At 70.1% G+C, this 12990-nt stretch carries 11 protein-coding genes; 2 read left to right on the forward strand and 9 right to left on the reverse strand.

The window, feature by feature from the left end; genetic code table 11:
* Positions 1–746: 746 nt before the first annotated feature.
* The 3 genes from purH to ABZW60_RS04305 are packed head-to-tail and all read right to left on the reverse strand — an operon-like array spanning position 747 to position 4217.
* Positions 747–2306, reverse strand: coding sequence for a bifunctional phosphoribosylaminoimidazolecarboxamide formyltransferase/IMP cyclohydrolase (purH, locus tag ABZW60_RS04295; RefSeq protein ID WP_355473884.1), 1560 nt, complete (start codon positions 2304–2306; stop codon positions 747–749).
* Positions 2303–2944, reverse strand: a complete 642-nt coding sequence (purN, locus tag ABZW60_RS04300; protein ID WP_355473886.1) for a phosphoribosylglycinamide formyltransferase — start codon at positions 2942–2944, stop codon at positions 2303–2305. Before purN ends, purH begins: the two co-directional genes overlap by 4 nt.
* A 10-nt stretch (positions 2945–2954) precedes the next feature.
* Positions 2955–4217, reverse strand: a complete 1263-nt coding sequence (locus ABZW60_RS04305) for a DUF6350 family protein (protein WP_355473888.1) — start codon at positions 4215–4217, stop codon at positions 2955–2957.
* 175 nt (positions 4218–4392) lie between these two features.
* Here ABZW60_RS04305 and ABZW60_RS04310 point away from each other — a divergent pair, with 175 nt between their 5' ends.
* Entirely contained in the window at positions 4393–5724 is a 1332-nt protein-coding gene (locus ABZW60_RS04310) for a hypothetical protein (protein ID WP_355473890.1), read from the forward strand.
* Positions 5725–5772: 48 nt separating this feature from the next.
* Here the strand turns inward: ABZW60_RS04310 and sucD are convergent, their stop codons facing one another.
* Both sucD and sucC read right to left on the reverse strand, forming a co-directional pair.
* The gene (gene sucD, locus ABZW60_RS04315; RefSeq protein WP_355473892.1) at positions 5773–6663 is read right to left on the reverse strand and encodes a succinate--CoA ligase subunit alpha; all 891 of its coding nucleotides are present in this window, start codon (positions 6661–6663) and stop codon (positions 5773–5775) included.
* A 14-nt stretch (positions 6664–6677) separates the two neighbouring features.
* On the reverse strand, positions 6678–7850 hold the full coding sequence (gene sucC / locus ABZW60_RS04320; RefSeq protein WP_355473894.1) for an ADP-forming succinate--CoA ligase subunit beta: 1173 nt from the start codon (positions 7848–7850) through the stop codon (positions 6678–6680).
* Between the two features lie 127 nt (positions 7851–7977).
* On the opposite strand from sucC, the gene ABZW60_RS04325 reads away from it, so the two are divergent.
* The gene (locus tag ABZW60_RS04325; protein WP_355473896.1) at positions 7978–9621 is read left to right on the forward strand and encodes a glycoside hydrolase family 13 protein; all 1644 of its coding nucleotides are present in this window, start codon (positions 7978–7980) and stop codon (positions 9619–9621) included.
* Between the two features lie 7 nt (positions 9622–9628).
* On the opposite strand, the gene ABZW60_RS04330 is transcribed toward ABZW60_RS04325, so the two are convergent.
* The 4 genes from ABZW60_RS04330 to ABZW60_RS04345 form a co-directional block, all read right to left on the reverse strand.
* Complete coding sequence (locus ABZW60_RS04330) at positions 9629–10675, reverse strand: porin PorA family protein (protein ID WP_355473897.1); 1047 nt, start codon at positions 10673–10675, stop codon at positions 9629–9631.
* A 214-nt stretch (positions 10676–10889) separates the two neighbouring features.
* Positions 10890–11036 (reverse strand): hypothetical protein, encoded by a 147-nt coding sequence (locus ABZW60_RS04335; protein WP_355473899.1) that lies wholly within the window; start codon positions 11034–11036, stop codon positions 10890–10892.
* On the reverse strand, positions 11033–11914 hold the full coding sequence (locus tag ABZW60_RS04340; protein ID WP_355473901.1) for a carbohydrate ABC transporter permease: 882 nt from the start codon (positions 11912–11914) through the stop codon (positions 11033–11035). Before ABZW60_RS04340 ends, ABZW60_RS04335 begins: the two co-directional genes overlap by 4 nt.
* Positions 11914–12972 (reverse strand): sugar ABC transporter permease, encoded by a 1059-nt coding sequence (locus ABZW60_RS04345; protein WP_355473903.1) that lies wholly within the window; start codon positions 12970–12972, stop codon positions 11914–11916. Before ABZW60_RS04345 ends, ABZW60_RS04340 begins: the two co-directional genes overlap by 1 nt.
* Positions 12973–12990: the final 18 nt, after the last annotated feature.

A 12990-nucleotide genomic window follows, 5' to 3' on the forward strand; every position in this document is an offset into this window, starting at 1 on the left:
AGAGCGACGAGGGACGGCCCCGTAGCACGCCAGCGGTACGGCGTGGCCGGGGCCTCACACCACGACACGATCCCGGCCGTCGCATCCGGCCCATCTCAAGACAGGCCGCAGTCACCCGCGGGCGGCAGCCCGCAACTCCGCGGCGCCCGCCGCAGGGCGCCGGCGACAGCCCGCAACTCGGCGGCGCCCGCCGCAGAACGCCGGCGGCAGCCGGCAACTCCCCGGCGCCAGCCGGAAGCTGATGCTCCGGCGCCAAGCCGGGGGTGGGTGGGTAGCGCGCGTAGCGGCCGTGGTGAGGAGCGGAGCGACGAGTAACGGCCGCGTAGCACGCGGGGGCTTCACACCACCACACGGTCCCAGCCGGCACATCCGGCCCACCCCACGACAGCCCGCAGTCACCCGCGGGCGGCAGCCCGCAACACGGCGGCGGGAGCCGGCAACTAGAAGTACGGCGCTAAGCCGGGGGTGGGCGGGTAGCGCGCGTAGCGGCCGTGGGGACGAGCGGAGCGACGGATAACGGCCGCGTAGCACGCGGGGGCGTCACACCACCACACGGTCCCAGCCGTCGCATCCGGCCCATCTCAAGACAGCCCGCAGTCACCCGCGGGCGGCAGCCCGCAGCACGGCGGCGGGAGCCGGCAACTAGAAGTGCGGCGCTAAGTCGGGGGTGGGTGGGTAGCGCGCGTAGCGGCCGTGGGGAGGAGCGGAGTGACGGATAACGGCCGCGTAGCGCGCGGGGCTGGTTGTTAGTGGAAGAAGTGGCGGGTTCCGGTGAAGTACATGGTGATGCCGGCCTTGGTGGCGGCTTCGATGGCGGCTTCGTCTCGGATGGAGCCGCCGGGCTGGACTACTGCCTTGACGCCGCCTTCGATGAGGACCTCGAGGCCGTCGGGGAAGGGGAAGAAGGCGTCGGAGGCGGCGACGGAGCCGGTGGCGCGGTCGCCGGCGCGGGAGACGGCCAGGCGGCAGGAGTCGACGCGGTTGACCTGGCCCATGCCGACGCCGACCGAGGCGCCGTCGGCGGCGAGGAGGATGGCGTTGGACTTGACGGCGCGGCAGGCCTTCCATGCGAAGGCCAGGTCGGCCAGGACATCGGGCGAGGCCGGCGAACCGGCGGCCAGCGTCCAGGACGACGGGTCGTCGCCGGGGGCCTGGAAGCGGTCGCGGTGCTGCAGCAGCAGGCCGCCGCTGATCGCGCGCAGCTCGACGGTCTCGTCCGCGGAGACCTCCGGCGCGACGAGCAGCCGGATGTTCTTCTTGGCCTGCAGGATCTCGACGGCACCGTCCTCGAAGGCGGGCGCGACCAGTACCTCGGTGAAGATCTCCGCGACCTGCTTGGCGAGGTCGACCGAGACCGGGCGGTTCGTCGCGATCACACCGCCGTACGCCGACACCGGGTCGCATTCGTGGGCGCGCCGGTGCGCCTCCGCGATGTCCTTGCCGACGGCGATCCCGCACGGGTTCGCGTGCTTGATGATCGCGACGGCCGGCTCACTGAAGTCGTAGGCGGTACGGCGGGCCGCGTCGGCGTCGACGTAGTTGTTGTACGACATCTCCTTGCCGTGCAGCTGCTCCGCCGCGGCCAGCCCGCCCCGCCCGTTCAGGTACAGCGCGGCCGGCTGGTGCGGGTTCTCGCCGTACCGCAGGACGGCGGACTTGTCCCAGGAGGCGCCGACCCACGCCGGGAAGCCGGAGCCCTCGCTGGAGTCGGTGAGCACGTTGCCCATCCAGGACGCGACCGCGATGTCGTACTCGGCGGTGTGCACGAACGCCGCCGCCGCGAGCCGCTGCCGTTCCTCGAGCGAGAAACCGCCCTCACCCAAGGCGGCGAGCAACGACGGGTACTGCGAAGCGGACGTCACCACAGCCACGTTCGCGTGGTTCTTCGCCGCACCGCGGACCATCGACGGGCCGCCGATGTCGATCTGCTCGATGCACTCGTCGACCGAGGCGCCGGACGCGACCGTCTCGCTGAACGGGTACAGGTTGCTGACCAGCAGGTCGAACGGCTCGACGCGCATCTCCCGCAGCTGCTCGACGTGGTCGGGCTTGCGCAGGTCGGCGAGCAGCCCGGCGTGCACGAGCGGGTGCAGCGTCTTGACCCGGCCGTCCAGGCACTCCGGGAACCCGGTCAGCTCCTCGACCTTGGTCACCGGTACGCCGGCGGCCGCGATCCGGGCCGCGGTGGACCCGGTCGACACCAGCTGCACACCGGCGGCGTGCAGCGCCCCAGCGAGCTCCTCCAGGCCGGTTTTGTCATAGACGCTGATCAGCGCCCGGCGGATCGGCCTGCGGTCGGTGCTCACTTCAGTCGAACCTTTCGTCCGGTGATGGTCCAGCCGTCGCGGACCAGCCGGCCGACCCACTCCACCAGCTGGCGGCGTTCGACCTCCTTGATCCGCTCGGTCAGGGTTTCTTCGGTGTCGTCGTCCGCGACCGGGACGACGACCTGCGCGATGATCGGCCCGGTGTCGACGCCGCCGTCCACGAAGAACAGCGTCGCCCCGGCGACCTTCACGCCGTACTCCAGCGCGTCCCGGGGCCCGTGGATCCCGGGGAACGCCGGCAGCAACGCGTTGTGGGTGTTGATGTACCGGTCGCCGAACGCCTCGAGGAAGTCGTCCCCGACCAGCTTCAGGAAACCGGCCGAGACCACCAGGTCAGGCTTGTACGACGCGACCGAGGCGGTCAGCGCGCGGTCCCAGTCGACCCGCGACGGGTACTCCTTCACCTTGTGCACGAACGTCGGCACCCCGGCGGCCGCGGCGCGGTCCAGGCCGGCGATCCCGTCCCGGTCGGCGCCGACGGCGACGACCTGGGCGCCGTACGCCGGGTCGGCGGCGGCGTCCAGCAGGGCCTGCAGGTTCGACCCCGACCCCGACAGGAGCACGACGAGGCGCGCTTGCCCAGGATCAGACACACCGGGGTCCGCAGCAGAAGTCACGGCCGGAAGCCTATCGCCCGGCGTCGGTCTCCCCGTCATCCGGTCTGTCAGCCGGTCGGCGGGACGCGACCACGGCGGCCGTGATCGCGGCGCCGATCGCCATCCCCGCTGCCAGCACACCCGCTGCCGGGAGTGCGCCCGGCACCCCGACCGCGGACATCCGCCCGGGACCGGCCGACCCGCCCGACAGCGCGAGCAGCGCGAACAGGACGACCCCGGCGAGCAGCGCCGCCATGGCGCCGCGCAACGCGAACGCGTCCCAGCCCAGCGCGTACGCCTCCCGCTCCACGAGCCCACGCCGTACGACGACCAGCCCGGCCATCACGCCAGCCACCAGCGGCACCACGGCCGTCAGCACCAGCAGGTACGACGGGGTCGCGCCGTCGGCCGGCACCGCGGCCAGCAACGGGAGCGCCGGCAGGTTCCCCACGTCCACGCCGGTCGGCGCGATCGTCGTACCGGTTCCCAGCTGGAATCCGGGCCCGGCGAGGAACGCGACGGCGTACAGCACCATGTTCGGCACCAGCATCAGGCAGATCGCGAACAGCACGACCGACCCGATCACACCGGCGTCCAGCAGCTCGAGCATCCCGGTGACCCGGGAGAAGTGGATCGCGAGCAGTACGCCGTACAGCAGAGATGCCAGCGCGATCACGGTCAGCACGGCGGCCGTCGCGGCGGGTACGACGTCCCGCAGGCCGGCCGGGGTGGCGTCCGCGATGTCCTCGCCGGCTCCGGACTCGACCACGATCCCGGCCAGCCCGGCCACCAGCGCCAGCGAGAACGCGCCGAGGAAAGCCGACAAGGGCGACACCTTCAGTGAGCCCTCCGCTGTGAGCAAGGCGACAACGAGCCCGCCCAAGCCGTAGACGAGCGCGAACGCCCCGGCCAGCGAGATCAGGTCTCTGGTGCGGTCGGCGGCGCTGGAACGGGCCGCCGACTTGCCTCCGCGGTACAGACACCAGGCGAAGAACAGGGTGAGGCCGAGCGGGGCGATGCTGATGCGGCCGGCACCGATCGTGACCCCGGCCTTGTGCGCGACCAGCCAGGCCGCCGCACCGGCCCGGACCGCGCCGGACGCGCCGCCGAACGTCGCGCCCAGCCAGCCGATCACGGCGACCGCGGCGCAGGTGAGCAGACCGGTCAGGAGGCAGGCCCCGGCGGAGATCACGGCCGACACGACCAAGGGTTTGGTCCGGGCGGCGATCTCCGACGTCTGTGCAGCGCTCGTTTCGCCGTCCCGCGCGCCCGGGCGGCTCAGCATGTCGGTCATCTGACTCCCATGGTCTCCCCGCGCACGGACGGCACTCGTCCTGACACGCCGGATGTGGGAGACTTCAGCGCGCTTGCTCACGCTCGGTCCACCGGCGTTCGCCTGGTGGTAGCTGAGTGGGGCCTGCCGGGGTTCACCGGGTACTGTCGGGTGGAATCAGTCAGGAGGTCGAGCTTTGGCCGGTTCCCACCGTGCACCACGCGGCGGCGGTCGCGCCGCTGCCCGGGAAGCGCGTCGCCAGAAGGCGCGCAAGCGGAACCAGACGATCGCCGCAGGGGTCGCGGTCGTGGTGCTGGTCGGCGGCGGCGGTGTCGCCGCGCTCAACGCGTTCGGCGGCGACGACAAGGCCGGCCCGAAGGCCGGCAGCGGCCCGTCGGACGACAAGCCGTCCAATTCCGACGTCCTGACCGACGACAAGGCGCTGCTGGACGCCGCGGGCGCGAAGACGCTCGGCGCGACCGGCGCCTGGGCGGTCACCAAGACCGCGGACGGCGACTCCGCGCCGGACAACGCGTTCGCCTGCCAGTTGCAGCGCTTCGCGGATCCGTCCGGCCTGCGCACCTGGGTCCGCACCCTGCAGAACTCGGCCACCAAGGACACCGCGGTCCAGTACGTCGACGTCTCGAACGACAAGGCCACCGCGGCGAAGACCTACACGACGATCGTCCACTGGCTGAGCCAGTGCACGACACCGCAGACCCGGCTGTCGGCGGGCTACGTGACATCGGGCGTCGGTGAGCAGGGTGTGATCGCGGTCTTCGGGCAGCTGCCCGGATCGAAGACGAAGTTCCGGACCGTTGCGGTCACGCTGGCCGGCCAGGCGACGATGGTCGTCGAGCACGACACGACGGCCGCCACCCCGCCGCGGCCCGACGCGGTGCTGGCCACCGCGAGCGTGGCGGCGAAGAAGATCTGCGCGCAGACCGGCGGCTGCGGCACCGGCGCACCGCTGGCGAAGCCTGCCCTGTTGCCGAACGTCGACACCCCCGGGTTCATGGCGTCGGTCGACCTGCCGCTGCTGGACGAGATCGACAAGCCGTGGGTGAGCGCCACCGCGAGCACCGGCACCGGCACCGGCTGCGAGAAGATCGACTTCAAGAAGACCAAGCCGGTGAAGTACGGCACGGTCACGTACGTGACGCCGGAGGCTCAGGTGCCGACCGAGTTCGGCATGGACGACACGGTCGCCAAGTTCGCCACTGCGACCGCCGCGTCGAACTTCGTCAGCCAGATCAAGAAGAACGTCGACGCCTGCGAGAAGAACGTGTCGAACGCCAAGGTCGACTCGACCGGCACGGTGAAGACCAGCACGGTCACCGGCAAGAGCTGGAAGGCGACCTACGACACCGGCGACGGGAAGAAGTTCGTCTACCGGATCGGGATCGCCGGCTCCGGGAACCGGGCGGTCTACCTGCTGTTCCCGGTGCTGAAGGGTCTGGACCTCACCGACGCGGCCTTCAACGAGACGCTGGTCCGCGCGGTCGACCGCTCCGCCGCCTACAAGTAGAACGGGACCCGCCCACCTGGGCAGGTCCCGCTCCGGCAGCCTGGGAACTTACTTGCTCAGGCCCTGCATGATCTCGCGCATCAGGTTGGCGGTCTCGGTCGGCGTCTTGCCCACCTTCACGCCGACGGCCTCGAGGGCCTCCTTCTTCGCGGCGGCGGTGCCGGACGAGCCGGACACGATCGCGCCCGCGTGGCCCATCGTCTTGCCCTCCGGCGCGGTGAAGCCCGCGACGTACCCGACGACCGGCTTGGTCACGTTCTCCTTGATGAACGCGGCCGCCCGCTCCTCGGCGTCGCCGCCGATCTCACCGATCATCACGATCGCGTCGGTGTCCGGGTCGTCCTGGAACGCCTGCAACGCGTCGATGTGCGTGGTCCCGATGATCGGGTCACCGCCGATCCCGATCGCGGTCGAGAACCCGAAGTCGCGCAGCTCGTACATCATCTGGTAGGTCAGCGTGCCGGACTTCGACACCAGACCGATCCGGCCCTGGCCGGCGATGTCGGCGGGAATGATGCCCGCGTTCGACGAACCCGGGGTGATGATGCCGGGGCAGTTCGGGCCGATGATCCGGGTCTTGCCGGACGCCTGCGCGGCGGCGAAGAACGCGGCGGTGTCGTGCACCGGCACGCCCTCGGTGATCACCACGACCAGCGGCACCTCGGCCTCGACGGCCTCCAGCACGGCGTCCTTGGTGAACTTCGGCGGGACGAAGATGACCGACACGTTCGCGCCGGTCTCCTTGACCGCGTCGGCAACGGTGCCGAACACCGGCACCGCCTTGCCGTCGAAGTCCTGGCTCTGGCCCGCCTTGCGCGGGTTCACGCCGCCGACGATGTTGGTGCCCGAGGCGAGCATCCGGGTGGTGTGCTTGGTGCCCTCGGAGCCGGTCATGCCCTGGACGATGACCTTGCTGTCCTTGGTCAGGAAGATAGACATTGTTCGGCGATCCCTTACTTCGCAGCCAGCTCGGCGGCGCGCTTGGCGGCGCCGTCCATCGTGTCGACCCGCTCCAGACCGGCGAGACCCGCCTCGTCGAGGATCCGGCGGCCCTCCTCGGCGTTGTTGCCGTCCAGCCGGACGACCAGCGGCTTGGTCACCGCCTCGCCGCGCGAAGCCAGCAGCTCGAACGCCTGGACGATGCCGTTCGCGACCGCGTCGCAGGCGGTGATGCCGCCGAAGACGTTGACGAAGACGCTCTCCACCTGCGGGTCGGAGATGATGATCTCCAGGCCGTTCGCCATCACCTCGGCCGACGCGCCGCCGCCGATGTCGAGGAAGTTGGCCGGCTTCTGGCCGCCGAACTCCTCACCGGCGTACGCGACGACGTCCAGGGTCGACATGACCAGACCCGCGCCGTTGCCGATGATGCCGACGGACCCGTCGAGCTTCACGTAGTTCAGGCCCTTGGCCTTGGCCGCCGCCTCCAGCGGGTCGGCCGCCGAGACGTCCTCGAACTCCGCGTGCTCGGGGTGCCGGAAGTCCGCGTTCTCGTCCAGCGTGACCTTGCCGTCCAGCGCCTCGACGTTGCCGTCCTCGAGCTTGACCAGCGGGTTCACCTCGACCAGCGACGCGTCCTCGCTGATGAACACCTCGTACAGCTTGACGATCTCCGGGACGACGGCGTCGAGCACGTCGGCCGGGTACTTCGCGGCCTCCGCGATCTCCCGCGCCTTCGCCTCGTCGACACCGGTCGCCGGGTCGATCGAGATCTGCGCGACCGCGTCCGGGTTGGTGTGCGCGACCTCCTCGATCTCCATGCCGCCGGCGGCGGAGGCGATGCAGAGGTAGTTCCGGTTCGCCCGGTCGACCAGGAACGAGAAGTAGTACTCCTCGCCGATCGCCGCGGCCGGGACGATGTTCAGGATCTTGACGACGTGACCCTTGATGTCCAGCCCGAGGATCTCGCGGGCCTTCTCCTCGGCCTCGTCCGGGCTGGAGGCCAGCTTGACGCCGCCGGCCTTGCCGCGCCCACCGGTCTTGACCTGGGCCTTCACGACCACCCGGCCGCCGATCTTCTCGGCCGCCGCGCGCGCTTCCTCCGGAGTCGTGACGACCTCACCCACGGTCGTCCGCACCCCGTGCTTGGCGAAGACCGTCTTCGCCTGGAATTCCATCAGATCCACGAGTGTGGTCCCTCTCTCGCCTGTACGGATTCCTGACACTAGCCACCCTTGTGCCGGGAGCAATAGCCGGGGTACTGCCTGAGACGACGGTCACAGCGGCTCGCCGCAGCGTGCGACGCTAGTGCGCATGACCGATCGTGACAGCAGACCAGCTGACGACTGGTGGCGTAGCGCCGTCGTCTACCAGGTGTATCCACGCTCGTTCGCGGATGCGGACGGTGACGGGACCGGCGACGTGAACGGCATCCGCGCCCGGCTGCCGTACCTCGCCGATCTCGGCGTCGACGCGATCTGGATCAGCCCGTGGTACCCGTCCCCGCTGCTCGACGGCGGGTACGACGTCGCCGACTACCGCGACATCAACCCGGACTTCGGCACGCTCGCGGACGCCGACGCGCTGATCGCCGAGGCGCACGCCCTCGGCCTGCGGATCCTGATCGACCTGGTGCCGAACCACTGCTCCTGGGAGCACCCGTGGTTCAAGGCCGCGCTGGCGGCCGGCAAGGGCTCGCCCGAGCGCGACCTGTTCTGGTTCCGGGACGGCAAGGAAGGCGGGCTGCCGCCGACCAACTGGCCCGCCGCGTTCGGCGGCGGCGCCTGGCAGCAGATCGACGACGGGCAGTGGTACCTGCACCTGTTCGACATCTCGCAGCCGGACTGGAACTGGGACCACCCGAAGGTGATCGAGGAGTTCGACGCGATCCTGCGGTTCTGGTTCGACCGCGGCGTCGACGGGTTCCGGATCGACGTCGCCGACTCGATGGCCAAGGATCCCGCGATGCCGGACGTGGACCTGCTGCACAACGGCGAGCCGACCCACGAGAAGTACGTCGGCCACCCGTTCTACGACCAGCCGGGCGTCCACACGATCCACCAGCGCTGGCGCGCGATCGCCGACGAGTACGCCGATACGCCGCAGGGCCCCCGGGTCTTCGTGGCGGAGGCGTGGCTGTCGCCGGCCGAGCGACTGGCGCAGTACGTGCGGCCGAACGAGCTGCACTCGGCGTTCAACTTCGACGCCCTGCGCGCCGCCTGGGACGCGGCGGAGCTGCGCGAGGTCGTCGACCACACGACCGACAACCTGTGGGCGGTCGGTGCGCCCGCAACCTGGGTGCTGAGCAACCACGACACGATCCGGCACCGCACCCGGTACGGGCGTGACCACAAGGACGCTCTCGCGGGCGCCGGCGTCGTACCGACCGACCTCACGCTCGGGTTGCGCCGGGCCCGGGCCGCCGCGCTCCTGGAGTTGGCGCTGCCCGGCGGCGCGTACATCTACCAAGGTGACGAGCTCGGCCTGCCCGAGGTCGAGGACCTGCCCGAGGACGTGCTCGACGACCCCACCTGGGAGCGCTCCGGTCACACCGTCCGCGGCCGCGACGGCTGCCGGGTCCCGATCCCGTGGTCCGGTTCCGAGCCGCCGTACGGCTTCGGTCCCGGCTCGGAGCAGCCGTGGCTCCCGCAACCCGCCGACTGGGCGGGCCTGACCGCCGAGGCGCAGGCAGGCGACCCCGGCAGCCACCTCAACCTCTACAAGGAGGCGCTCCGGCTCCGGCGCGAGCACCCGGCGCTGGGCGAGGGCCGACTGGCCTGGGACGAGAGCGCCGGCGACGGCGTGCTCTCGTTCACCCGCGACCCCGGCTTCCGGTGCGTGGTGAACCTCGGCGAGTCCACGGTCCCGCTACCGCCGCACAGCAAGGTCCTGCTCAGCAGCGAGCCGCTGACCGGTGCCGGGCTTCCGCCCGACACCAGTGTCTGGCTCGCGGAGTAAGCCGCCGTCACGTGGCTGCCGGTGAGCCTGCGTCGACCCTTGCGGTCGGTGCGTCCACCGGCGGCTCCGGCGGACGCCTGCCGACCAGCAATCCGACGACGATCAGGGCCAGGCCGAGGACCAGCAGCACGATCGGACCCCACAGCTCGATCCAGTCGAGCTTGAGGGCAGCGTCGTCCGCCCTCGACGCCGCGTCCGCCACCGACGCCTGGTCCTCGGTGACGTCGACCGCCAGGACGGGGAGCAGCGGGAGCACGGTGTTGCCGAGTATCACGTTGGCGACCACGGACCGGTTGATCTTGGTGTCGAGCGGAGCGCCGAGCTTCGCGTCGGCCCACACGTCGTACGTGCTGGTCGCCGTGTAGGCCAACGGCACCTGCGGCGGCAGTGCGGCCACCAGCGGAGCGAGCTGCTGTTGCGTCTGCGTCGGCAGCAACGCGAGCAGCCTGGGCGCGAGCGTTCTCGGCAGCGAGGCCGGCAGCTGCTGCTGCAGCGCCGAGTCCGCGAGCGCGCCGGAGGCAGTCGCACGGTAGTGGTAGGTCTCGCGCCCCGCGCGGTCCTCGGTACCGATGTAGGTGACCGGAACGGCCTGCCGGGTCACGCTGTCCCAGTAGGTGTAGATGTCGGTCGTCGGCTGCGGGTCGACCGGCATGGTCACCGTCAGGCCCTGGTGCTGCTCGACCTGGACGCCGTTGATCGGTGCGGTCTCGGTCATCGTCGTCCGGTCGACGGCGTAGGTGTGATTGTTCTGCGACGACGCGGAGCCTGCCTTCAGGGTCCCGTCGTCGTGGACGATGGCGGTGTCACCGTCGGAGTCGCTGACATAGACATGGCGGTCGAGAGTGACCGGGATGTCCCGGGCGAGCGCGTTGGCCACGTCCCCCGATTGCAGGGCCGCGACGTTCAGCACGCTGCCCTTCCCGCTGTACGTCGTGGTGGTGTCGGTGTCACTCGGCAGCTTGGTCGCGGCCGGTGCGACCACGAACCTCAGCAGTGCCGCCAGAACCAGCAGCAGCACTCCGAATCCGATCAGAATCCATGCTGTTCGTCGCATGGTGACCCCCTGATTACGACGACCGCCCCCAGGCGGCCCGGTGCGTGCCGTGGCGGATTCCGCCGTCGATCCCCTGGGGCATCGTCTCAGTCCGTACCGGCCGGCACATCCGCCCGTGCGGATGAACGCGACGGGATGCGTCCTCAGGTACCGCCGTGCTGCGAACACACGAAGGGCCGGGACCTTGGTCGGCCCCGGCCCTTCGTGTCGTCAACTAGCGGTAGCGATCGCGGCGGTCCCGGTCCTCGCGGTCCCGCCGGTCCCGGTCCTCGCGATCGCGGCGGTCCCGGTCCTCCCGGTCCCGCCGGTCACGCTCTTCCCGGTCCCGGCGATCCTGGTCCCGCCGGTCCCGCCAGCTCACTTCACGCCACCTGCCGTGAGGCCGGCGACGATACGGCGCTGGAACAGCAGGACGGCGATCACGAGCGGGATCGTGACCACCACACCGGCGGCCATCTGGCTGCCGAACGGTTGGTCACGGCCCGTCGTACCGGTGAACTGCGAGACGATCACGTTCGCCGTCTGGATCGACTTCTTGTTGGTCATGCTCAGCGCGATCAGGAACTCGTTCCAGGCCGCGATGAACGTGATGATCGCGGTGGTGAACACACCGGGCGCCGCCAACGGGATGATGACCTTGCGGAACGCCTGGGCCGGCGTACAGCCGTCCACCATCGCCGCCTGCTCGAGTTCCTGCGGCATCTGCCGGAAGAACGCGGTCAGGTTCCACACCGCCAGCGGCAGTGCGAACGACAGGCTCGGCACGATCATCGCCTGGTAGGTGTTGATCCACTTGATGTCGACGAACAGCTTCAGCAGCGGCACCACCAGCGAGATGCCCGGGAACATCGACGTGGTGATGATGATCGCCAGCACGAGGTTCTTGCCCCGGAAGTCCAGCCGGGCCAGCGTGTACGCCGCGATCATGCCGATCACCAGCGTCAGGATCGTCACCGAGCCGGCCACGATCAGGCTGTTCAGCAGACCACGGGGGAACCCGTTGTTGCCGCTGAACACGTCCTTGAAGTTCTGGATCGAGAACGGCGACGGGATCGGCGCGTTCGAGAACTGGTCGGCCGGCCGGCGGAACGCCGAGACGACCATCCAGTAGAACGGCGCCAGGCAGTAGATCACGATCAGCGCGACGCCGAGCAGGGGCAGCCAGCGCTTCACCCAGCCGGACTCGGCGGCCCGGACCTGAGCCGCGTCGTCCCGGGGCTGTGCGGTTGCGGTAGCCATCAGACGTTCCCTCCTGTACCCGGACCGGCTCCCGCGGCCACGACGGCCCGCGCGGCTGCCGTATCCGAGTCGCCGTTCTTCTTCCGTCGTCCACCGCCGCCGCGCTTCTTGGCTCTGGCTTCGCCGATGACATCGGCGCCGAGGATCTTCACGAACAGATAGGCGACGACCGCGACGTAGATGAACAGCACCGTCGCATAGGCGGCCGCCGGACCGAATCTGGTATTGAAGGCCTCGTCGTAGGCCAGCATCGACAGTGTCTCGACCGAGTTCTTGTGCGCACCGACGAGCACGAACGGCAGGTCGAAGATCCGCAGCGTGTCGAGGATCCGGAACAGCACCGCCACCAGCAGCGCCGGCTTCACCAGCGGCAGCGTGATCCGGGTGAAGGTCTTCCAGGCGTTGGCTCCGTCGACCTTCGCGGCCTCGTAGACCTCGGCCGGGATGGTCTGCAGCCCGGCCAGGACCAGGAGGCCGATGAACGGTGCGGTCTTCCAGGTGTCGGCGATGACGACCGACAGCTTGGACTGCCAGCCCTCGGTCGACCACAGCACCTGGGTGCCGATCACCGCGTTGGCGACGCCGTCGGCCTGGAAGATCCACTTCCAGAGCAGCGCCGAGATCACGGTCGGGATCGCCCACGGGACCAGGATGCTGGCCCGGACGATGCCGCGGCCCTTGAAGGCCTTGTGCATGATCAGCGCCATCGCGACACCGAGGGCGGTCTCGAGGATCACGCAGACCACGGTGAAGAACGACGTGTTGTAGAACGCGTTCCAGAACCGGTCGCCGGTCTCGCCCTTGAAGATGGCGGTGTAGTTGTCGAGCCCGACGAACGTCGAGCCCTTGACGATGAACCCGTTCTCGTCGAGCCGCTGCCCGCTCTGGTAGAGCGAATCCCGCAGCGCGGCCATGATCGGGAACAACACGACGACGCCCAGGACGAGCAGCGTCGGGGAGAGCAGGGTCGCGGCCAGCCGGCCGGTGCCCTCGTCGAACCGTTGCTGGCGCTTCGGCTCCTTGACCGGCCGTTCCGCGACCGGCGTACTTGCAGTCACCTGTGCCTCCTTTGCTTC

The organism is Kribbella sp. NPDC003557 (assembly GCF_040610805.1).
Lineage (GTDB): Bacteria > Actinomycetota > Actinomycetes > Propionibacteriales > Kribbellaceae > Kribbella.

What these genes read in the sequence shown, in the direction of transcription:
- ABZW60_RS04305 (WP_355473888.1), bottom strand. Translation starts at nt 4,217, where the DNA reads ATGACCGACATGCTGAGCCGCCCGGGCGCGCGGGACGGCGAAACGAGC.
- sucD (WP_355473892.1), bottom strand. Translation starts at nt 6,663, where the DNA reads ATGTCTATCTTCCTGACCAAGGACAGCAAGGTCATCGTCCAGGGCATG.
- ABZW60_RS04325 (WP_355473896.1), top strand. Translation starts at nt 7,978, where the DNA reads ATGACCGATCGTGACAGCAGACCAGCTGACGACTGGTGGCGTAGCGCC.
- ABZW60_RS04330 (WP_355473897.1), bottom strand. Translation starts at nt 10,675, where the DNA reads ATGCGACGAACAGCATGGATTCTGATCGGATTCGGAGTGCTGCTGCTG.
- ABZW60_RS04340 (WP_355473901.1), bottom strand. Translation starts at nt 11,914, where the DNA reads ATGGCTACCGCAACCGCACAGCCCCGGGACGACGCGGCTCAGGTCCGG.